The organism is Paracoccus aminophilus JCM 7686, assembly GCF_000444995.1.
In the GTDB taxonomy this organism is placed as follows: Bacteria; Pseudomonadota; Alphaproteobacteria; order Rhodobacterales; family Rhodobacteraceae; genus Paracoccus; species Paracoccus aminophilus.
Genome location: NC_022050.1, coordinates 130,881 through 150,092, shown reverse-complemented (window position 1 = coordinate 150,092; position 19,212 = coordinate 130,881). Strand labels below are relative to the sequence as shown.

The 19,212-nt window shown below is 62.7% G+C and carries 21 protein-coding genes and 3 pseudogenes; 7 read left to right on the top strand and 17 right to left on the bottom strand.

Going from position 1 to position 19,212, the window contains the following annotated elements:
* Nucleotides 1-262: 262 nt before the first annotated feature.
* A complete protein-coding gene (locus JCM7686_RS23040) occupies nucleotides 263-964 on the top strand; it encodes a VIT1/CCC1 transporter family protein (RefSeq protein WP_020952702.1) in 702 nt (233 codons plus the stop codon).
* A gap of 124 nt (nucleotides 965-1,088) precedes the next feature.
* On the opposite strand, the gene JCM7686_RS23035 is transcribed toward JCM7686_RS23040, so the two are convergent.
* The 3 genes and pseudogenes from JCM7686_RS23035 to JCM7686_RS24590 all read right to left on the bottom strand — a co-directional run.
* On the bottom strand, nucleotides 1,089-1,481 hold the full coding sequence (locus JCM7686_RS23035; protein WP_020952701.1) for a group III truncated hemoglobin: 393 nt from the start codon (nucleotides 1,479-1,481) through the stop codon (nucleotides 1,089-1,091).
* A gap of 186 nt (nucleotides 1,482-1,667) precedes the next feature.
* Nucleotides 1,668-1,799, bottom strand: a pseudogene (locus tag JCM7686_RS24595) (IS256 family transposase); the annotation flags it as partial.
* A 5-nt stretch (nucleotides 1,800-1,804) separates the two neighbouring features.
* Nucleotides 1,805-1,930 (bottom strand): annotated as a pseudogene (locus tag JCM7686_RS24590) (IS3 family transposase); the annotation flags it as partial.
* An 88-nt stretch (nucleotides 1,931-2,018) separates the two neighbouring features.
* Between JCM7686_RS24590 and JCM7686_RS23025 the strand changes: the two are divergent.
* Both JCM7686_RS23025 and JCM7686_RS23020 read left to right on the top strand, forming a co-directional pair.
* Nucleotides 2,019-2,207: pseudogene (locus JCM7686_RS23025) on the top strand (Lrp/AsnC family transcriptional regulator); the annotation flags it as partial.
* Between the two features lie 52 nt (nucleotides 2,208-2,259).
* A complete protein-coding gene (locus tag JCM7686_RS23020; RefSeq protein ID WP_020952698.1) occupies nucleotides 2,260-2,478 on the top strand; it encodes a hypothetical protein in 219 nt (72 codons plus the stop codon).
* 133 nt (nucleotides 2,479-2,611) lie between these two features.
* Here JCM7686_RS23020 and JCM7686_RS23015 read toward each other — a convergent pair whose 3' ends face one another.
* The 13 genes from JCM7686_RS23015 to JCM7686_RS22960 all read right to left on the bottom strand — a co-directional run bounded on the left by JCM7686_RS23015 (nucleotide 2,612) and on the right by JCM7686_RS22960 (nucleotide 15,436).
* Nucleotides 2,612-3,541 (bottom strand): arsenic resistance protein, encoded by a 930-nt coding sequence (locus tag JCM7686_RS23015; RefSeq protein ID WP_236635921.1) that lies wholly within the window; start codon nucleotides 3,539-3,541, stop codon nucleotides 2,612-2,614.
* Nucleotides 3,542-3,865: 324 nt separating this feature from the next.
* A complete protein-coding gene (gene cydX, locus JCM7686_RS23755; RefSeq protein WP_020952696.1) occupies nucleotides 3,866-4,006 on the bottom strand; it encodes a cytochrome bd-I oxidase subunit CydX in 141 nt (46 codons plus the stop codon).
* Between the two features lie 12 nt (nucleotides 4,007-4,018).
* Entirely contained in the window at nucleotides 4,019-5,170 is a 1,152-nt protein-coding gene (gene cydB, locus JCM7686_RS23010; protein ID WP_020952695.1) for a cytochrome d ubiquinol oxidase subunit II, read from the bottom strand.
* Nucleotides 5,171-5,175: 5 nt separating this feature from the next.
* Nucleotides 5,176-6,768 (bottom strand): cytochrome ubiquinol oxidase subunit I, encoded by a 1,593-nt coding sequence (locus JCM7686_RS23005; RefSeq protein ID WP_020952694.1) that lies wholly within the window; start codon nucleotides 6,766-6,768, stop codon nucleotides 5,176-5,178.
* Between the two features lie 85 nt (nucleotides 6,769-6,853).
* Nucleotides 6,854-8,548, bottom strand: a complete 1,695-nt coding sequence (locus JCM7686_RS23000; protein WP_148292727.1) for an amino acid ABC transporter ATP-binding/permease protein — start codon at nucleotides 8,546-8,548, stop codon at nucleotides 6,854-6,856.
* Nucleotides 8,548-10,230, bottom strand: a complete 1,683-nt coding sequence (cydD, locus tag JCM7686_RS22995; protein ID WP_020952692.1) for a thiol reductant ABC exporter subunit CydD — start codon at nucleotides 10,228-10,230, stop codon at nucleotides 8,548-8,550. The genes JCM7686_RS23000 and cydD overlap by 1 nt, the downstream gene beginning before the upstream one ends.
* Before the next feature lie 360 nt (nucleotides 10,231-10,590).
* Nucleotides 10,591-12,327: a SulP family inorganic anion transporter gene (locus JCM7686_RS22990; RefSeq protein ID WP_020952691.1), complete on the bottom strand. Its 1,737-nt coding sequence runs from the start codon at nucleotides 12,325-12,327 to the stop codon at nucleotides 10,591-10,593.
* A gap of 69 nt (nucleotides 12,328-12,396) precedes the next feature.
* Complete coding sequence (locus JCM7686_RS22985; protein WP_020952690.1) at nucleotides 12,397-12,726, bottom strand: TIGR01244 family sulfur transferase; 330 nt, start codon at nucleotides 12,724-12,726, stop codon at nucleotides 12,397-12,399.
* Between the two features lie 9 nt (nucleotides 12,727-12,735).
* Nucleotides 12,736-13,617, bottom strand: coding sequence for an MBL fold metallo-hydrolase (locus JCM7686_RS22980; RefSeq protein ID WP_020952689.1), 882 nt, complete (start codon nucleotides 13,615-13,617; stop codon nucleotides 12,736-12,738).
* Between the two features lie 15 nt (nucleotides 13,618-13,632).
* Entirely contained in the window at nucleotides 13,633-14,067 is a 435-nt protein-coding gene (locus JCM7686_RS22975; RefSeq protein ID WP_020952688.1) for a DUF6691 family protein, read from the bottom strand.
* Between the two features lies 1 nt (nucleotide 14,068).
* Nucleotides 14,069-14,497, bottom strand: a complete 429-nt coding sequence (locus JCM7686_RS22970; RefSeq protein WP_020952687.1) for a YeeE/YedE family protein — start codon at nucleotides 14,495-14,497, stop codon at nucleotides 14,069-14,071.
* Nucleotides 14,494-14,706, bottom strand: coding sequence for a YgaP family membrane protein (locus JCM7686_RS22965; protein WP_041528433.1), 213 nt, complete (start codon nucleotides 14,704-14,706; stop codon nucleotides 14,494-14,496). Before JCM7686_RS22965 ends, JCM7686_RS22970 begins: the two co-directional genes overlap by 4 nt.
* 67 nt (nucleotides 14,707-14,773) lie before the next feature.
* Nucleotides 14,774-15,436 carry a Crp/Fnr family transcriptional regulator gene (locus tag JCM7686_RS22960; protein ID WP_020952686.1) on the bottom strand — a complete coding sequence of 221 codons (663 nt, stop codon included), beginning with the start codon at nucleotides 15,434-15,436 and terminating at the stop codon, nucleotides 14,774-14,776.
* Nucleotides 15,437-15,679: 243 nt separating this feature from the next.
* On the opposite strand from JCM7686_RS22960, the gene JCM7686_RS22955 reads away from it, so the two are divergent.
* From JCM7686_RS22955 to JCM7686_RS22940, 4 genes are all read left to right on the top strand, one after another.
* Nucleotides 15,680-16,051 carry a DsrE family protein gene (locus JCM7686_RS22955; RefSeq protein WP_020952685.1) on the top strand — a complete coding sequence of 124 codons (372 nt, stop codon included), beginning with the start codon at nucleotides 15,680-15,682 and terminating at the stop codon, nucleotides 16,049-16,051.
* Nucleotides 16,052-16,078: 27 nt separating this feature from the next.
* Entirely contained in the window at nucleotides 16,079-16,534 is a 456-nt protein-coding gene (locus JCM7686_RS22950) for an OsmC family protein (RefSeq protein WP_020952684.1), read from the top strand.
* 63 nt (nucleotides 16,535-16,597) lie between these two features.
* Entirely contained in the window at nucleotides 16,598-17,935 is a 1,338-nt protein-coding gene (locus tag JCM7686_RS22945) for an NAD(P)/FAD-dependent oxidoreductase (protein ID WP_020952683.1), read from the top strand.
* Nucleotides 17,936-17,947: 12 nt separating this feature from the next.
* Entirely contained in the window at nucleotides 17,948-18,304 is a 357-nt protein-coding gene (locus tag JCM7686_RS22940; RefSeq protein WP_020952682.1) for a DUF5368 domain-containing protein, read from the top strand.
* Nucleotides 18,305-18,381: 77 nt separating this feature from the next.
* Here the strand turns inward: JCM7686_RS22940 and JCM7686_RS22935 are convergent, their stop codons facing one another.
* Nucleotides 18,382-19,200: an AraC family transcriptional regulator gene (locus JCM7686_RS22935; protein WP_020952681.1), complete on the bottom strand. Its 819-nt coding sequence runs from the start codon at nucleotides 19,198-19,200 to the stop codon at nucleotides 18,382-18,384.
* Between the last annotated feature and the right edge of the window lie 12 nt (nucleotides 19,201-19,212).

Sequence of the window (19,212 nt, the reverse complement as noted above, 5' to 3'; positions counted from 1 at the left end):
CTGGGCATAGGAAGCTTCCTGTGTTGACACGCATGCGGCGGGTTCGGCGCATGAGGAGCCGATAATTCATTCCGTCCAACGTCGGCTATGACCCAGATCAATTGCAATGATCCGGTTCACCCTACATTGTTACCGGAAGTTTAAGGAAGTCGATGGCCTCGTCAGCGTTTCAATCCATCGAGCGCGGATGAGCGGTGAAGCTTTGGCGCGGCCTGGAATCTACAGGGTCAGATCGACAGTATGAAATTGGAGCGGGACGGCCATGACCTATCAGTCAGCCCATGAAGAAGTGCATTTCGTCAACCGCAGCGGTTGGTTGCGGGCCGCGGTGCTCGGCGCCAACGATGGGATCGTCTCGATCTCGGCGCTCATCGTGGGCGTGGCGGTCGCCAATCCTTCCGCAGAGGCGGTGTTCATCGCAGGCGCCGCGGGATTGGCCGCCGGGGCGATGTCGATGGCGGCGGGGGAATATGTCTCGGTCAGCTCACAATCGGATATTGAAGGTGCTGACATCGCCCGTGAGGCGCAGGCTCTGCGCGAGACACCCGCGGAGGAGGAGGCGGAACTGGCTTCTATCTGGGAGAGCCGAGGTCTCTCGCCCGCGACGGCAGCGCTTGTCGCGCGCGAGTTGACCGAAGCTGACGCGCTTGGGGCCCATGTGCGCGATGAACTCGGCCTTTCTGAGGTGCATAGCGCCAATCCCTTACAGGCTGCCTTTGCCTCTGGGCTCACGTTCACTTTGGCCGGGGCTGTGCCGATGGTCGCTGCGCTCGTCTCACCCGCAGAAACTGTCGCCGTCGTGGTTACTGTGACAACGCTGCTCGCGCTTGCTGTTCTCGGGGCTCTCGGGGCTTGGGCCGGCGGAGCCAAGTTGTTGCGACCAACACTGCGTGTGGTCTTCTGGGGCGGTGCCGCGATGGCAGTGACCGCCGCTATCGGGAAACTATTTGGGGTCGCGGTTTAGGCAGACAGGGGGGCTATCCCCCCTTCTTGGGGATCGGGGGAAAGGTATTTTAGAGTTCAAAAGGGCCCGGTTTAACGGCTCTGGCATTGTCGAAGATTTGGTTGATGAAACTGCTGCCTCTCTATCAGCGGCGGAGGTTTGGGGGATCGCCAGCCTGCGCAAGCCCATAGCTGAGGCCCTTGCCAATCCGGTGCGCGAGGGCTGACCAATTTCGGGCCTGATCTATTGTGAGGTTAGCAGCCAGCACTTTATCAAAGAGGTCCAGCCATATTGGAAACATCTCAGCGCGTATGTCTCCTGCCTCTTTGTGAACGAACATGGGGTTTCCATCGTAGCCCTGTTCGCGCAGGATCGCGTTACGCCAGAAAGACATGATCCTGCTTTCATGCTCTGACCAATCCGTGACGTGCCGTGCAAAAACTGGCCCAAGAACTGGATGGTGGCGAATGTCTGCGTAAAAGCGCGCGACCACCACGCCGATTTCTTCGGCGGTAATGTCAAACCTACGTGCATTCATACTTGCCCCCTTTCACCGGCCTATGTGTTACGAGTGTTTCCTCTGCGCATGGCTTCTAACGTGGCCCGGCCATCATAAGAATTATGAACTCACATCAGAGAGTGCCAGATCGATTCATCGGATCTTGGCGGCCCGATGTGTAGCGGAATTTTCGCTGAGCTATGGTCGAAAGTTGGTGACGCTTGATCAGGCGGCGGTTTGAAGTTGACGGAGGCCGTCGCGGAACTCAACCCCCTGTATGATTTCTGGGAGGCGGTGGTGGCCGTCGAGTTTTCGCCATTTCTTCTGGGCCGGCATCATCAGCTTGAAGGCCATGGCCGTTTGATCTGGTTCAGGTGAACGTCGAACTCCTGCGCCAGCTCGATCATGGTCTTCTCGCTCTTGATCGCGGCTACCGCCACTTTCGCCTTGAAAGCCGGGCTGTGGTTCCGGCGCGGTCGTCTTGCCATGGTCTTCTCCTCGCTCGCAGCATCATGCTGCCGCTACGCGGAAAATCCACTTATCCCGGCTGTTCAGATTCCCGCAGCCGCCTCTTCCATGACCAGACTAGACGAAACAGACCGACGTATTCTGCGCGCATTGCAGAAAGATGGTCGGATGCAGAAGGTCGAACTGGCAGCCCAGGTCGGGCTTTCGCCCTCGCCCTGTCTGCGGCGCGCCAAGGCGCTAGAAGAAGCTGGTGTCATTCAGCGCTACGTCGCGGTACTTGACCCGGCGGAAATCGGGATGGTCAACAGCCCTGAGCGCCCGGCGCAATCTGGCGACCAAGGCCGGTCATTTGACTGCCGCGCTTGAAGCGGCGCGTGAAGCCGAAAACCTCACCGAGCGAAGATACAAGGCGGGCGCGGAACCATTGCGGGTGCTGCTGGATGCGCAGGAACGCAGACGCAGCGCGGAAGGCGCCGTCACGGCAAACAGGTTGGAGCAGTTGCAGAACGAGGTGCTGCTCTTCCGGGTGCTCGGAACTTCGCCTGTCGCCGTTGTGGCGCCCGGTTGATGCCGTGGCTTGATCCCCGGGCAGGCCAAAGCTGAACACGCCTTCGGGGATCTGGCAGGAAACGGGGCCTGCAATGGTTTAGTGGTGATGGTCTGCGAATGCAGACCTTTTCCCAACGGCAGGGGACAGTCCTTCAGGCAGCCTTGGCCCGCCTCTCTTTCGCCTTGCCAAACAGAGGTATAACCCGGACGTAGATCAGTTCGGCCATCAGTTCGACCAGGGTCTGCGTCACGATCACTGCGGGAAGGATCGGGATCGCACCGGGAACAGCCAGGGCCAGCGGTAGAACGACGAGGGAGTTTCGCGTTGCAGTCGAGAATGACACTGCCCGGCTTGCTGCGTGTGAAAGCCCGAAGAGCCTCCTTATGCCCCAGCCGAGGAGCGGTGCGAAGACGGCAAAGAGGATATAGATTGGCAGGGCGGATAATGCATGGTGGCTCGCAGCCCCCAGAACGGGAACTGTCGCGGCGACAACGAGGAACAGGACCAAGGCTGTTGCCGGGACCGGAAGAACTCCAAGAGCTGCACTGACGCGCACCCCCGTGGTGCACGACGCGGCCCAGAACTGGACCACACCAGCGCAGATCAACGGCACTGCGATCAACCAGACAAAAGCATGCACAAAGGGGCCGGGACGCACGAGCTCGACAACGTCACCGCCGAGAAACAGGCCAAGGTAGAGTGGCAGCAGAGCCATTTGAACCAGCAGCAAAACCGGTGTCGATGACAGCAGCAACCGCGCGTCCGCCCGCCCCAGATGGGCAAAGGTAATCACATAGTCGATACAGGGTGTCAGCAGCACCATGAGAATGCCAAGGCGCAAAAGTGCGTCGTCGATCGCGAGTTGCGCCAATGCGAGTGCGAGGATCGGGACGACAAGGAAGTTGCTTACCAGAAGAGCGCCCAGAAATCGCGCCTCCCGGAAGCCTCGGCCAATCTCGGACAGTGGCACCTGTAAAAACGTGACAAACAGCATGAGGGCCAATGCCGGATTGATCGCGTGCTCCAAAGCGGTGGCGTCCGGCACAGCAAATCCAGTGAGCCCGGCAACCAGGACTGCCATCAGGTAGATCCATACCTGTTGTCGTTCCATTATGTCCCGCATGCCATTCCCTTTCGCGCAGTCGGGCGATCAGTACTCCATAAGGTCAGATTTCGCGAGGCATCGGATGGAGCGATCTGCCGTCGATGACAGCACCCGGCCCGGGATCGGGGCACTGGTATCGAACTGCGCGCCGGGCACTGCTGTGAAGATGCTGCGATTGAACGGGTGCGTGCCTGCCGGGGATCAGCAGCGGCTCAGGATTCGCTGCAAAAGAATTCGGGCTGAAAGGCAGAGGCCCCGGTGGTGGGGGGCCATGTTCTGGCCCTCCGTCTCGTCTGCGTGTCATGCACCTGTGTGGGTGCCACCATCGCGGCGGCCTTCACGGGCTTCATCCCCGTCATCGAGCATCTCGAACCACATCGCGTTCAGCACCGCGAAGCAGACGGCCAGCGGCAGGCCGAGGATCCAGGCAAAATACCACATATCTTGTTCCTTTCAGTAGGCGTGACCGCCGCCGGTGATGTCATCCTCATCCACCTTGCCCCAGAGCAGTTTGTAGGCCCAGGCGGTATAGGCGACGATCAGCGGCAGGAAGATCAGGGTGACGACAAGCATGATGAACAGCGTCATATGGCTGGAGGACGCATCCCAGACCGTCAGGCTTGCCCCCGGCTGCGCGGTCGAAGGCAGGATGAAGGGAAACATCGACAGTCCGACCGAAGCGATAATCCCGAAGATCGAGAGCTTACTGAACAAGAGCGTTGCCACCTCGCGGCGTGCGCGCAGTCCCCACAGCACCAGCACCGCGCCAAGGAACCCAAGAACCGGGGCGGCGATCATCCAGGGATGGGCGGCGTAATTGGCGAACCAGGCCCCGGCGCTGACATCAACCGTTTTCGCCAGCGGATTTGACGGGCCGGTGGTATTGATCGCGCTGGTGATGCGATAGCCATCGACAAACAGCCACAGGGCGATCCCGCCAAGTGCATAAAGCGTGATCGTCGCCAGGGTGGCGATGGTGCCAAAGCGGCGGGCCCGACCGGCCACCTCGCCCGAGGATTTCAGCACCAGCCAGTTCGCGCCATGCATGGTCAGCATCGCGACCGATAAGAGCCCGCAGAGCAATGCAAACGGGTTCAGCAGGCCGAAGAACGTGCCATCATAGAAAATCCTCAGGTCAGAGCCCAATCGGAACGGCACTCCTTGCAGCACATTGCCGACCGCTACGCCGAAGATCAGCGCGGGAACGAAACCTCCGATGAACAATGCCCGGTCCCAGTTCCTGCGCCATGTCGCGCTTTCTCGTTTCGAGCGGTATTTGAAGCCGACCGGCCGCAGGATCAGCGCTGCAAGGATCGCGAACATCGCAAGGTAAAAGCCCGAGAAACTGACCGCGTAAAGCGGCGGCCAGGCGGCAAAGATCGCGCCGCCGCCAAGGATCAGCCAGACCTGGTTGCCTTCCCAGACCGGGCCGATGGTGTTGATGACGATACGGCGTTCCAGATCGGTTTTTCCGGCAAATGGCAGCAGCATTCCGACGCCAAGGTCGAACCCGTCCATTACGGCAAAACCGATCAGAAGCACGCCGAGCAGCAGCCACCAGATGACGCGCAATGTGTCATAATCAAGAAGGGTGTGCAGGATCATCGGGGTTACTCCGCTGCAACAGGGTTACGGGGGGCCAGCGCTTTGGGCGCAAGCGGCATCTCCGGGTCATGGTCCGGCTGCGGTCCCTTGCGGATCGCGGCCAGCATCAGCCGCATCTCGATCACGATCAGCACCGTATAAAGCAGCGTAAACCCTGCGATGGTGATCAGAAGCGACGTCACCGTCATGTCCGAGACCGCGGCGACAGTCGGCAGGACGCCTTCGATGGCCCAGGGCTGGCGGCCGAATTCGGCGGTGATCCAGCCAAGTTCCGCCGCGATCCAGGGCAGGGCCAGTGATGCGACCGCGATTTTCAGCGGCCAGCGGCTGACACCCAGTTTGCGGCGCGCGGCAAGCACCACGAAAAAACCCATCAGCGCGACATTGAAAAAGCCGATGGCGACCATGATGCGGAAGGACCAGAACAGTGTCGGCACATGCGGCACGGTATCCCATGCGGCGGCCCTGATCTGCTCTTCGCTCGCCTGGCGCGGATCGTCGACGTATTTCATCAGCAAAAGCGCATAGCCAAGATCGTCGCCATGCCGCTCGAAGGTCTCGATGGCCTCGGGCGGAACCGCCTCGCGCGTCGGTGCGGCGCGGTATTCCTGCAAGGCGTCATAGGCCAGAAGCCCGCTGCGGATGCGGGTTTCGGCATGGGCTTCCAACTCGCTGATGCCGGGGATCACGGTTGTCAGCGAACGGGTGCCGATCAGGCCCATCACCCAAGGGATATGCACGGCGTAATGGGTTGTGCGGGCCTCCATGTCGGGGATGCCGATCAGGGTGAAAGAGGCGGGGGCGGGTTCGGTTTCCCACATCCCTTCGATGGCTGCGAGTTTCATCTTCTGGTGCTCTGTTGCCAGATAGCCGCCCTCATCCCCCAGGATTACTGCTGAAATCGACGCGAGCAATCCGAAGGAGGCCGCAATGGTCATCGAGCGTTTGGCGATGGCGATATGGCGGCCCTTCAGCAGATACCAGGCCGAGACGCCAAGCACGAAGACCGAAGCCGTCAGATAGCCCGCCGAGACGGTATGGACGAACCGCGCCTGCGCCACCGGGTTGAACAGGACCTCGAAGAAATCGGTCACCTCCATCCGCATCGTATCGGGGTTGAATTGCGCCCCCACCGGGTGCTGCATCCAGCCATTGGCGATCAGGATCCACAAGGCCGAGAAGTTCGAGCCGATCGCCACGCAATAGGTGGCGAACAGATGCCCGACCTTTGACATCTTGTCCCAGCCGAAGAAGAACAGCCCGACGAATGTGGCTTCCAGGAAGAAGGCCATCAGTCCCTCGATGGCCAGGGGGGCGCCGAAGATGTCGCCGACATAATGGCTGTAATAGCTCCAGTTCATGCCGAACTGGAATTCCATCACGATGCCGGTGGCGACGCCGAGGACAAAGTTGATGCCGAAGAGCGTACCCCAGAACTTGGTCATCTGGCGCCAGATCGGGCGGCCGGTCATGACATAGACCGTCTCCATCGCCGCGAGGAGGACGGAAAGGCCCAGCGTCAGGGGCACGAAAAGAAAGTGGTAAAGTGCGGTCAGGGCGAATTGAAGCCGCGACAGGGTGACGATGTCGAATTCCATCTTGCTGCCTTTGCGTATTGCGGGGGGATGGAGCTTTGAATGCGGGTGGTGGGCGGGTCGGAAACGGGGGCTCAGTCGGATTGCATCAGTCTGGGCGCAGCGCAGTCAGCGCCGCATCGAAACCGGGGCTGCCACGAATATGGATGGCCAGGATGCCGCCCTGTCCAAGAACAAGGATACGGTCGGCGTTTTCCGCTTCGCGCCGGGTATGGGTCGCGGTCACCACGGTTGTCCGATCCTTGGCCTTCTGGTCTTTGGCACGGTGCAGTCGCGCCAGCACATCACGCGCGGTCTGGCCATCAAGCCCTTCGGTCGGCTCATCCAGCAGCCAGACGGGCGCATTGCGCAGGATCATCCGCGCCAGTGCCAGCCTGCGCGCCTGACCGCCCGACAGCCCCTGACCGCGATCTCCCAGCATTGTGTCCAGCCCATCGGGCAGGCTGTCGAACAGGCTTTCCAGCCCCGCAGCGGTCAGCGCGGCGATTAGTTCCGCGTCGTCAGCATCGGGGGCGGCAAGCCGAAGATTGCCGCGCAGGCTGTCGTGAAACAGCTCGGTCCGTTGGGTCAGCCGGGCAGAGGGCAGGCAGAAGACCTCACCCGATTGCGGCGCTATTTCGCCAGCCAGGCACTGGAGCAGGCTGGTCTTGCCGATGCCGCTCGGGCCGGTCAGGGCGATATGCTCGCCTTGCCGGATCTCCAGCGAGATATCGCCAAGCACCGCAGTCGCCGCCCCGTCATGGCGCAGCGTGACATGGTGCAGGCAGACGGCAACCCCGTCTTTCGGAGAGGGCGGGATGACAGAGGGGTCGGGCGGTGCCAGCCCCGGCCCGATACGGCGCACGGCCAGCCGGGTGCGGGCAAGGTCCAGCGCGCCCCGGCGCAAGGGTGCAAGCGTTTCCGACGCGGCCATGGCGACCAGCAGGGCCAGCGCGACACCGGGTGCCCCGATCCCCGACATGGCTGCGGCGACCAGCACCGCAGGTGGCAACAGCGCGGCGATCACCCCGAAGACGATGCCTGCCCCGGTCTCGATCCGGTTCAGGCGGTTTTCATGCGTGGCAAGCCGAGTCTCCAGCGCGCCCAGATCCGCGCAGCGGGCGGGCAACTGCCCGGCCATCAGCAATTCGGTCTGACCGCTGGCAAGGTCGATCACGCCGCTGCGCAGGCCCTCGATCAGGGCCGCACGGCGCAGTGTGGCCGGGGTGGCAGAGCGCGATATACGCCACACCATCACAGACCCCGACAGGATCAGCACTGCAAAGACGGCAAGCCCGAGCAGCGGGCTGATAAAGGCCAAGGTGATGCCTGCAGCCAGTGCGGCGATGAAGCCCGTGCAAAGCGGTACAATCAGCCGCAGATAAAGTGTGTCCAGCGCATCGACATCGGCGGTCAGCCGGAACAGAATCCGCGCCGGACGCAGGGCAAGCGCCCGTGCGGCCCCCGCCGCAGACCAGGCGCGAAACAGCCGTTCGCGCAGCGCCGCCAGCACGGCCAGCGTCGCGTCATGTGTCACCAGACGTTCGCCATAGCGGGCCGCTGTGCGGCCAAGCGCGAAAAGCCGGATCGCCGCCGAGGGCATGAAGACATCAAAGGCCAGCGCCGTGACCGTGGAAAGCCCGGCAAGCGCCGTCGCGGTGATGAACCAGCCGGAAAGCCCCAGCAACGCCATTCCCATCAACCCCGTCAGGGCTGCAAGCGCAGCGCCCGCCAGCAATCTCCGGCGCGCCTGCCGGTCGGGCAGCGCAAGGAAGGGGCGGAAATCCTGCCACAGGCGCGACATCATGGGGCCTCCACCGTTGCGGGTGCTGGCAGACTGATCTGGCGATCCATCCGTGCGGCAAGGCGCGGATCATGGGTGGCGACGATCAGGCTGCGTCCCTGCGCCAGCGCCAGCAGGCTTTCCGTCACGCTTTCAGCGGTTTCCAGGTCAAGATGGGCGGTCGGTTCATCAGCGAGCACAAGCCTCACCGGGCTGACGGCGATCCGTGCCAGTGCCAGACGCAGCGCCTCGCCACCCGAGATCCCGTTGCCGCCCTCGCCGATCGGCGCGGTGCCACGGATCCTTGCCATTGCGCCCAGATGCATGTCGGAAAGCGCGCGGCTGACCTTCTCTGGCCCGATTTCCTTGCGGCCCATGGTGACGTTCTGCGCCAAAGAGCCTGCAAAGATATGCGGACTCTGGCCGATCCAGGCCATGCGGGCGCGCAGGCGGGTGGCGGTTTCGGCTGTCAGCGCCTCGCAGTCGATTTCGATCCGGCCCGCCTGCGGCAGATCCAGCCCGGCGATCAGCGCCAGCAGCGTGGTCTTTCCGGCGCCGCTTGGGCCGGTCAGCGCCAGATGTTCGCCTGCGGCAAGGGTGAAATTCAGCCCCGCAGGCAGCGTCCCCCCATCGTCGCCATGACGGAACCGCAGACCTGCGACCCGGACAGAAGCCGCCTGCGGGCCGGTGGAGGCAGACGGGGTTGTGCCCAGCCCCGCTTCGGGCAACGTCCGTTCGCTGCGGGACAGGCGCAACAGATTGTCCTGTGCCGCCTGTCCCGCAGCCTTGTCATGCCAGATTGCCGACAGATCGCGCAGCGGTTCAAAAAAGGCGGGAGCCAACAGCAGGATGAACATGCCCTGCGCAAGGCTCAGCGTGTCGCCCCAGGCTCCGAAATTCAGATCTCCCAGCAGGTGAAAGCCTACATAGACCGCGACCATTGCCACCCCGAGCGCAGCAAACAGTTCCAGCACGGCCGAGGTGAGAAAGGCGATGCGCAAAACCGCCATCGAACGCGCCCGCAGGCCCTCGGCTTCGGCTCTGACACTGGTAGCCACCCGATCGGTCGCGCCCAACCCCCGGATGGTGGCAAGCCCGCGCAGCCGGTCAAGTAGAAAGGCGTTCATCGCACCAATCTCGACCAGTTGCGCCTTGCTGGCCGCCTGCGCCTGCCAGCCGATCAGCGCCATGAAAACCGGGATCACCGGCATTGCGATCAAAAGGACCAGCGCCGCCGTCCAGGACAAGGGCAGGATCGCCAGAAAAATTGCCAGCGGAACCAGCACGGCCTTCATCCGCGCCGGGCCGAACCTGGCCAGCCAGGGCGTGATGCTGTCCGCCTGTTCGGCGATCATGCTGGCGGCTTCACCTGATGGGATGGCCCGCCTGTCAAGCGGCGCGCGCTCTGACAGGGCCATGATCGCGGTCATGCGTAACGCAGAAACGCGGGCGCGGGCATGCTGATGGCCTGCACGCTCGCTGAGCGCGCCGAGGATGACTCGCAAAATGCCTATGGCTGCGGCCGTTGCCGCCGGCAGGATCGTCGCGCCCCAGGACATCCGATCCGCGACGTTTGAGATCGCCTGCGCCAGCAGGCCGGCCTGCGGCAGCCACAAAACTGCGGCCAGCGTCGGCAACAGCGTCAGCCTGATCGGCTGGCGCGCGGGACGTTCTGCATCCTCGGTTTTGGGTCGGTTTGACATGGTCTTGATGCAATCCGTGATTTACCACTCTGCAATTGTATTTACGGGGAACCGGAACGAACCGTCAGGCAGTGACGCGACAACATACCGTTTTAATGCGCCAGGGCCGCGCGGCGGGATGACGCGCGACATTTCGGCATGGGCGGCTCTTCACGGAATGGTGCGGCATGAAACAGGCAGATTACAATTGTCTCTCTCGCCTTGGTTCGACGCTTGCCTTTCCATCGCGCTTAACAAGAGACTTTTCCAGTCAAGTATATTGAAGTTCCTGTTGGCATGGATTGCAAATGAAAAGTGCAGCATATGGCTGCCCCAGGTTGCTGCCGCTTTAGCTTTGGGAAGCACTAGGCTGTCTGACCGTCACTCGAGATGGACTGTTGGTGCGTCCGCAATGATTGCCCTCCAGGCGTCATATTGCGACAGGAAGACCTTGCCGTTTAGGTCTTTGAGGAAACGGCTGCCTTGCAGTCGATCCATCACCGGGCCCTTGACCTCCGAAAGGTGCAGCCGCACCTTCTGGGCCGCCAGTTCATGCGCCAGCGCCTCAAGCGATTCCAGGGCGGAAAAGTCGATCACATTCACCGCCGAACACATCAGCACCACTTCGCGGATTGCGGGATCTGCGGCGAGCCGGTCCAGAACCATGGTCTCGATGGCGCGGGCATTGGCGAAATAGAGGCTCTCGTCCACCCGAAGCATCAGCACGCCCGGCAGGGTCTCGACCTGATGGCGCTGGATGTTGCGGAAATGCTGGCTGCCGGGGACCAGCCCGACCTCGGCCACATGCGGGCGGGCGGTATTGAGCAGATGCAGCAGCAGGGACAGCGCGACCCCGGTCGATACCCCGGCCTCGACCCCGAAGCCCAGCGTGGCAAGGATCGTCGCCAGCACGCTTGCAAAATCGCGGCGCGAATAGGCCCAGGTGCGGCGCAGGATGGCCGGCTCCACAAGGCTGAGGACCGCGACAATGATCGTTGCCGCCAGTGTGGCCTGCGGCAGGAAGTAAAGCAGCGGCGTCAGCGCCAGTGCCGCCAGCGCCAGACCGATCGCGGTAAGGGCCCCGGCGGCGGGCGTGGCAGCACCCGCGTCGAAATTCACCACCGAGCGCGCAAAGCCTCCCGTCACCGGAAAGCCGCCGGTAAAGGCCGCGCCGATATTGGCGGCGCCAAGCCCGATCAGTTCCTGATCCGGGTCGATCCGCTGGCGTTTCTTCGCGGCCAGCGTCTGCGCCACCGAGACGCTTTCGACAAAGCCGATGATCGAGATCAGCGCGGCGGGCAGCAGCAGGGCCCCGAGCAGGTCGGGCGACAGGCCGGGCAGGGTCAGGGGCGGCAACCCCTGCGGGATGGTTCCGACAATTGCCACGCCCTTTTCATGCAGACCGAGGGCCTCGACTGCGGCGGTGGTGGCGACAATGGCAAAGACCGGCCCAGCCCGGGTCAGCAGCGTGGCAAGCCCCTCGCCCGCGCCCAACCGTTTCAGCGCGGGCTTCATGCCCTTGCGCACCCAGACCAGAAATCCAAGCGAGGCAAGCCCGATCATCAGCGTTGGTGTATTGGTGCCGCCGATGTTCAGCCAAAGCCCGTGCAGGATCTCCGGCAGCGTATTACCGCCGCCCCTGATGCCAAGGATATGGCGCGCCTGCCCGGCGGCGATCAGCAGGCCCGAGGCGATGATGAAGCCCGCAATCACCGGATGCGACAGGAAGTTCGCCAGAAAACCAAAGCGCAGCAGCCCCAATGCGATCAGCATCAGCCCTGACAGCAGTGCCAGTGTCAGCGCGGCGACCGCATAGCCCGCCGTCCCGGCCGCGGCGACCTGGCCCACCGCCGAGGCAGTCATCAGCGAGACCACGGCGACCGGCCCCACTGCCAGCGCCCGGCTGGTGCCGAAGACCGCATAAAGGATGATCGGCAGGACCGAGGCATAGATTCCCGCCTGCGGTGGCAGCCCCGCCAGCATCGCATAGGCCAGCGATTGCGGCACCAGCATCATGGTGACGATTACCGCCGCCGTCAGGTCGGACGACAGATCGGCCCGGTTGTAGCGCCGCCCCCAGACAAGAACCGGCATCAGAGAGGTCAGGGACAGGCGCATGGCAGCCACTTTCGGCAAATTCGGGAACCCGCGCCCGATCAGGGCGCGGGTGTGGGGCAGGGTGGGCCGTCAGACACCGGCGGCGGCGCAAAGCGCGCTGCTGCGCGCCCCTGAACGACACCAGAGCAAGGCTGGTCCGGGAGCATTGCGCAGGGCCCCGGCCAACGCCGGGGCCTGGGCTGCAATATCGGCTGGCCCGGAAACCGGCAGATGCAGCGCTCCGATCCCGGCCGCGCTCGCTGCGGCGGCGATCAGGGCAAATCCCGGCTGACCCGGCTCTTCGCCGTCAGGGCGATTGCAGATCAGGAGGCGGTAGCCGGATTTGACCAGCGCCGGGATGTCGTCGGGGCTGATCTGGCCGCAGATGCCGATCTGCGGCGTGTGGTGGCGAATATCCATACCGGCCTCTTACAGCCCGCCAAGAGGCACTTTGAGGAAGCGCTTGCCGTTTTCCTCGGGTGGCAACTCGCCCGCCTTCATGTTCACCTGAAGTGAGGGAATGATCAGGGTCGGCATCTTCAGCGTGGCGTCGCGGGCCTCGCGCATGGCAACAAAGTCCTCGCGCGAGCGGCCCTGACCCACATGGATATTGTGGTCGCGCTGTTCTCCCACCGTGGTTTCCCATGCGATGTCGCGGCCATTCGGTCCGTAGTCGTGGCACATGAAAAGCCGGGTTTCGCGGGACAGGGCCAACACGCGCTGGATGCTGTCATAAAGCGTTCCGGCATCGCCGCCGGGGAAATCGGCGCGGGCAGAGCCGCCATCGGGCATGAAAAGCGTATCGCCGACAAAGGCCGCATCGCCGATGACATGGGTCATGCAGGCCGGTGTATGGCCGGGGGTATGGATCGTGCAGGCGGTCATGGCCCCGATCCTGTAGCTGTCGCCATCTTCGAACAGCCGGTCGAACTGGCTGCCGTCACGCTGGAATTCGGTGCCCTCATTGAAGACCTTTCCAAAGGTTTCCTGCACCACGGTGATGTTCCTGCCGATGCCGATCTTGCCGCCAAGCGCGGCCTGGATATAGGGCGCGCCGGAAAGGTGGTCGGCATGGACATGCGTTTCGATCAGCCATTCGAGACGCAGAGCCTTTTCGCGGATGAAGGCGATGATCCGGTCGGCGCTTTCATAGCTGATGCGGCCGGCGGCATAGTCGATATCCATCACGGAATCGACCACGGCACAGGCCTCAGAGCCCGGATCCTTCACCACATAGGAAATCGTATTGGTGGCCGGGTCGAAAAACGGTGTGACCTCGGGTTTCATGGTCAGATCGGGTTTGCAGGTCATGGGCTTCTCCGTAAATCAGGCGGTTTGGGTGCGGCTGGCGATCAGGCCGTTTATGCCACGCGCGATCAGTAGGCCGCAGATCAGGGCTGCGACAAAGGCCAGCGGCTCGGGGCGCAGGGTGCCAAGCGCGGGCAAAGCGCCGCCGGGGCAAAAGCCCGCAATCCCCCAGCCTATGCCGAAGACTGCCGATCCGGCGACCAGTTTCACGTCGATCAGCCTGGTGCCGGGCAGTTGGAACTTCGGCTCGAACCGCGGCGCGCGCCGCGCCAGAACCAACCTGTATCCCGGGATGGCGACCGCCAGCGCGCCGCCCATCACAAAGGCAAGGCTGGGGTCCCAGCTTCCGGCCAGATCGAAGAAGTTCAGGACTTTGGCCGGGTTGAACATGCCCGAGACCGCAATCCCGGTCCCGAAGACCAGGCCGATCAGCAAAGCGGAAAGTAGGCGCATTTCAGGCTCCGATCAGGTGGCGGGTCACATAGACGGTGACGAAGGCTGCGAGCATGAAGCTGATCGTTGCCGTGATCGAGCGGCGCGACAGGCGGGCGTTGCCGCAGACGCCGTGCCCGGAGGTGCAACCGCCACCATAGCTGACGCCGATGCCGACAAGAAGCCCGCCGCCAATGATGGCGGCCATGGAAACCGGCACCTCCATTGCGGGCCATGTGCCTGTTGCAAGGAGTATCAGCCCCGGTGCCAGCACCATGCCCAGAAGCATGACGGCACGCAAAGACCAGTCGCGGCCATCGCCGCTGCGCATCAAGCCGGACAGGATTCCTGTCGCACCAAGGATACGTCCATGGAAGGCCATCAGCAAAACGGCAGCAAGTCCGATCAGCATGCCACCGGAGAAGGATGTGAAGGGGGTGAACTCGGTCATTTCTTTTTCAACGGACAGGTCGAGAGACCGACCAGACGGTAAGCCGGGCAGGTGGCGAAAGCGGCGGTCAGCAACAGGACTGCCGCGACGATCCACAGCACAGGGCCGAGGATTGGCCAGTTTGCGCCGTAGAACCAGGCAATGGCAGCGATGACGATGCCAGCAGCCAGCCGCAGAATGCGGTCGGTCTGGCCAAGATTTTTCAGCATGGGACACCTCTGGAATCGGTTTCGGGTCATGGATGCCACGCCCCGGCGCCTTCCGTCTGTGACTTAGTTACTGTTCCGCGCTCTGGGTCAGTTTTTCCAATGCATCCCGGTTGGTCAGCCGCAACTCGCCCCGGGCCTGCTCGATCCAGCCCCGCCGCTGGAATTCCGCCAGCGCCCGGCTGATCACCTCGCGCGCCGAACCGAGCTCGGTCGCCAGTTGCTGATGCGTGACGTTGACCCTGTCACCCTCGGCCATGGCAAGAAGACGCTGTGCCAGGCGCAGATCGATGCGCTGGAAGGCGATGTCGTCGATCAGCGATAGCAGGTCGGTGACCCGGCGTGACCAGGCCCGCATCACAAAGCCTCGAAATTCGGGCGAAAGTCCCATCATCTCGTCGAAAGTGGCACGCGGGATACCGATCGCCTCGATATCGGTTTCGGCCATGCCCTCGGTCGCCAGATCGTCATAGGCCAGCATACAGGCCGAGGTTAACACACAGCTTTCGCCAGCACCGATACGGTAGAGAACCACTTCACGTCCACTATCGGACACTTGAGTGACTCTGATCCGACCGGAAAGCAGCAAAAGCAGGTGATCGGCAGGCTGGCCCGCACCAAAAAGCCGTGTTCCTGCGGGAAAGTCCAGTTTGCGGCTGCCATGCAAAAGCGACTTGCGCAGCGCGGCGGGAAGCTGGTCTAGCTCTTTGAAATGGGCGGTCCAGTCGTTCATATATCGCTCCTGCAACGGCCGGATTTCGGGCCATTCCAAATCTAAAGCCAGTGGATAGCAGGCTTTGCGGTGAAAGCCTCTCTACAGATCTGCGCGCAGTCGCCTGTCGCCTTGGCGACATATCATGGCATGCTGGCGATCTTCTGCAATTGCTGTTTGGCGGCTAAATCCAAAAAGGCACAGTTCCGAGGCCACGCGTCCAGACGCCCCTGAACTTTTTTACCCGGATTCCAGGAGGGTTTCATGCAATCCGCAGATTTTGTCGCAACGCTGTTCGATGGCAAGTCCAATCCCGCAAAGGTCACCGTGGCCTTCACCATGGCGCTGAATGCGCAGCAAAAGAGCCATGGTGCGATGGTGCTTTTGATGGTGGAGGCGGTCGAACTGGGCCTGCCCGGCGCAACGGATGGCATCGACGTGGGCAAACCCTTCGAGCCTGTTTCCGATCTGTTGGCGAAGTTCCGCGACGGCGGTGGCCGCATCGGGATCTGCAAATCCTGCATGATCCACAATGGCTTTTCCGCTGAGCAGATGGTGCCGGGCTACGAGATTGTCACCGCACCCGAAGTCATCGACCTGATGATGGCGGCCAAAGGCTCGCTTCAGATCACCTGAGCGCAATTTCCCTGAAGGACAATTCCGATGACCACTGCTCCGCAACGCAACATCGTCAAGGCCCGTGAAAGCGGCTTTGGCCCCTTTGGGCAATATATCAATATCGGCCACCATATTCTTGGTGCCGATGAGCCTGGCACCTTTGGCGGCCAGGATACCGGGCCGGACCCGTTCGAACTGGTGATGGCCGGGCTTGGCGCCTGCACCACGATGACCATCCGCATGGTGGCAGGCCGCAGGAAAATCGCACTCGATGATGTCTCGGTCGAGGTGCGCCATTTGCGCGCCCCGCCGATGAATATGGGCACGGATAGCGCGCCTTCTGGCCAGAAGCCGCATGCGTTCGAACGCGTCGTGACCCTGCTTGGCGATCTGACGCCCGAGGATCGGGCCTTCCTGATCGCGATGGCCGACAAATGCCCGGTCCACAAGCTGCTGGAGGGCGAAGCCGAGATCGTCACGCGTGAGGCAGAGGCGGCATGATGCGCAGTGCAGAGCGGGGTTTTCCCCGCTCTGCTTCGGTTTCAGAAGGGGGGAGATTTCAGAATGGCGGAATTCCACAGCACGCGGCGGGGCTTTATCGGCCTTGGTGCAGCGGGTGCGCTGGCCCTGGGTCTTGGCGGTGGCGCGCAGGCGGCGCGGCTGACGACGACGGCGCGGATCGTGATCATTGGTGCCGGTGCTGCGGGCACGACGCTGGCGAACCGGCTGGTCGAGCGGCTTGACGGGGCCACGATAACGGTGATCGACCCGCGCAGGGAACATCTCTACCAGCCGGGACTGTCGCTGGTCGCGGCCGGGCTGAAGCCCGCGAATTATGTTGTCAGCCAAACGACGGACTGGCTGCCGTCAGGCATCACGCTGATCCGGGAAAAGGCCGCCGCGATCGATCCGCTGGCAAAAACCGTCTCGACCGAAAGCGGTCAGCGGCTGGATTATGATTTTCTTGTGGTGGCACCCGGCCTTGTGCTGGATCATGCGGCAATCGAGGGGTTTTCCCCAGACATGGTCGGGCAGCACGGGATCGGGGCACTTTATGCCGGGCCCGACCATGCTGCAAAGACCTGGGAGGCCGCACATACATTCAGCGAAGAGGGCGGCATCGGCCTGTTCACCCGTCCCGCGACCGAGATGAAGTGCGCCGGTGCGCCGCTGAAACACACGTTCCTGATCGACGACATCGCAAGCCGTGGCGGCGCGAAGGGCAAATATGAGGTGCATTACGCTTGCCCGCAGCAGGTGCTGTTCTCGGTGCCGGTCGTTTCGGAAAAAATCCGGATGCTGTTCGGTGAACGCAGGATTGCCACGCATTTCGGTCAGACCCTGACTGCCATTGACCACGGTGCAAAGCGCGCGACCTTTGCAACTGTGACCACAGATCCTGCAACCGGCCAGGCGGTGAATTCCACCACCGAAATGGATTACGATTATCTGCATGTGATCCCGCCGCAGCGCGCGCCCGATGTGATCCGGCAATCGGGCCTGAGTTGGACCGACAAATGGAGCGATCAGGGCTGGGTCGAATGCGACATGAAGACGCTGCGCCATCTGCGCTATCCCGAAATCTTCGCGCTTGGCGATGTGGCGGGTGTGCCCAAAGGCAAGACCGCGGCCTCGGTGAAGTGGCAGGTGCCGGTGGTCGAAGACCATCTGATCGCAGCCATTGGGGGCAGGGACGGCACTGCGGTCTATGACGGCTACACCTCTTGCCCGATGATCACCCGCGTGGGCCGTGCGATGCTGGTGGAATTTGACTATCACAACAATCTGGTGCCGTCCTTCCCTGGTCTGATCGCGCCGCTTGAGGAGCTGTGGATTTCCTGGCTGATGAAGGAAGTGGCGCTGAAGGCCACCTATAACGCTATGCTGCGCGGCAAGGCATAAGGGGGAAAGGCGATGCAGGACCTGACATTCACCACCATGATCGCAGTGTTCGAGGAAATCTTCGGGCGCAGCCTTTTCTGGCTCATGGTTGCCGCCGCCATAGTGGTGACCGGGCTTTATCTCTATGTGCTGGTGCGGGATCGGGCGGTGTCCTGGCGCAAGTTCCTCTGGGCGCAGGTCTCGATGCCTTTCGGGGCGGTTGCGGCGGTGCTTTTCGTGCAAAAGGTCACCAGTTCGGGGTTTCGCGATATCGGCGGGCCGATTGACGTGATCGTCCTGCTGGCTGTGGCGGCAATGGGGGCGGTCGGCGCGGCGATCCTCGTCTATACCGCGCAATCGCTGATGCGTGGCCGCGCAGAGAAGGTTTGATCTGCCACGGGGGCCGGTTTCGGGCGGATCGAAGCGTTCCCCGATCTGCTGCGGCGGGCCCTCGGACCTCCCCTCAATCAGGTCTGGTTGCCGCTCAGAAACCGCTGCGGTGTGGTTCCGAACGCCTCGCGAAAGGCCGCGATGAAGGCGCTTGGGCTGCTGTATCCCATGGAAAAGGCGATGGTCGTGCTGCTCTCACCGCGATTGAGTGCCTCGATGGCGCTGAGGATCCGCAGTTTCGACCGCCATTGCCGGAAACTGAGCCCGGTTTCCGCGCGAAACAGCCGCTCCATCGTGCGGGGACTGGCACCTGCCATCTGGCTCAGTTCCGGCAATTGGCTCTGCTCGTCGGGATGGCCGATCAGGTGGCGCGTCACCCGCGTCAGGCGTTCATCCTGCCCGCCCGGCAGGTTCAGCGGTGCCTCGGTCAGCAGGTCCAGCTCATCAAGCAGAACGGAACACAGGCGCAGCAGGCGCGCGTCAAAGGGCAGCGACGTATCGCTTTCACCAAGCCGCCGGATCATCTCGCGCGCCAAGGGTGTCAGCAGCAGCACTGCGCAACAGGGGATCGGACGGTTGGTCTTTCGCACCGAGATCGACGGATCGACATAGATGTTCAGCAACTCCGCTTCTGCCTCGATGGTGACCTGATGTTCCATCCCGCCGGGGATCCAGACCGCATGGCTGGGCGGCACCAGCCAGATGCAGGCATTGCTGACCACCCGCAAAACGCCGCGCATCGCCCAAAGCAACTGTCCGCGCGGATGGCTGTGCGCGCGCAAGGCCTGTCCCGTCCCGATCACCCGGCCATGGGTCAGGACCGGTCGCGCCGGATCGAGGATATAGGCGATGTCCGCCGGGTCGAGATCTGGCGGCTTGGCGATATCTGTTGTCATCATGGCAGTCTG

Excerpts from the sequence above, each read along its gene's own strand:
- JCM7686_RS23040 (WP_020952702.1), top strand. The coding sequence starts at position 263 with ATGACCTATCAGTCAGCCCATGAAGAAGTGCATTTCGTCAACCGCAGC.
- JCM7686_RS23035 (WP_020952701.1), bottom strand. The coding sequence starts at position 1,481 with ATGAATGCACGTAGGTTTGACATTACCGCCGAAGAAATCGGCGTGGTG.
- JCM7686_RS23015 (WP_236635921.1), bottom strand. The coding sequence starts at position 3,541 with ATGGCAGTCCTGGTTGCCGGGCTCACTGGATTTGCTGTGCCGGACGCC.
- cydX (WP_020952696.1), bottom strand. The coding sequence starts at position 4,006 with ATGTGGTATTTTGCCTGGATCCTCGGCCTGCCGCTGGCCGTCTGCTTC.
- cydB (WP_020952695.1), bottom strand. The coding sequence starts at position 5,170 with ATGATCCTGCACACCCTTCTTGATTATGACACATTGCGCGTCATCTGG.
- JCM7686_RS23005 (WP_020952694.1), bottom strand. The coding sequence starts at position 6,768 with ATGGAATTCGACATCGTCACCCTGTCGCGGCTTCAATTCGCCCTGACC.
- JCM7686_RS23000 (WP_148292727.1), bottom strand. The coding sequence starts at position 8,548 with ATGTCGCGCCTGTGGCAGGATTTCCGCCCCTTCCTTGCGCTGCCCGAC.
- cydD (WP_020952692.1), bottom strand. The coding sequence starts at position 10,230 with ATGTCAAACCGACCCAAAACCGAGGATGCAGAACGTCCCGCGCGCCAG.
- JCM7686_RS22990 (WP_020952691.1), bottom strand. The coding sequence starts at position 12,327 with ATGCGCCTGTCCCTGACCTCTCTGATGCCGGTTCTTGTCTGGGGGCGG.
- JCM7686_RS22985 (WP_020952690.1), bottom strand. The coding sequence starts at position 12,726 with ATGGATATTCGCCACCACACGCCGCAGATCGGCATCTGCGGCCAGATC.
- JCM7686_RS22980 (WP_020952689.1), bottom strand. The coding sequence starts at position 13,617 with ATGACCTGCAAACCCGATCTGACCATGAAACCCGAGGTCACACCGTTT.
- JCM7686_RS22975 (WP_020952688.1), bottom strand. The coding sequence starts at position 14,067 with ATGCGCCTACTTTCCGCTTTGCTGATCGGCCTGGTCTTCGGGACCGGG.
- JCM7686_RS22970 (WP_020952687.1), bottom strand. The coding sequence starts at position 14,497 with ATGACCGAGTTCACCCCCTTCACATCCTTCTCCGGTGGCATGCTGATC.
- JCM7686_RS22965 (WP_041528433.1), bottom strand. The coding sequence starts at position 14,706 with ATGCTGAAAAATCTTGGCCAGACCGACCGCATTCTGCGGCTGGCTGCT.
- JCM7686_RS22960 (WP_020952686.1), bottom strand. The coding sequence starts at position 15,436 with ATGAACGACTGGACCGCCCATTTCAAAGAGCTAGACCAGCTTCCCGCC.
- JCM7686_RS22955 (WP_020952685.1), top strand. The coding sequence starts at position 15,680 with ATGCAATCCGCAGATTTTGTCGCAACGCTGTTCGATGGCAAGTCCAAT.
- JCM7686_RS22950 (WP_020952684.1), top strand. The coding sequence starts at position 16,079 with ATGACCACTGCTCCGCAACGCAACATCGTCAAGGCCCGTGAAAGCGGC.
- JCM7686_RS22945 (WP_020952683.1), top strand. The coding sequence starts at position 16,598 with ATGGCGGAATTCCACAGCACGCGGCGGGGCTTTATCGGCCTTGGTGCA.
- JCM7686_RS22940 (WP_020952682.1), top strand. The coding sequence starts at position 17,948 with ATGCAGGACCTGACATTCACCACCATGATCGCAGTGTTCGAGGAAATC.
- JCM7686_RS22935 (WP_020952681.1), bottom strand. The coding sequence starts at position 19,200 with ATGACAACAGATATCGCCAAGCCGCCAGATCTCGACCCGGCGGACATC.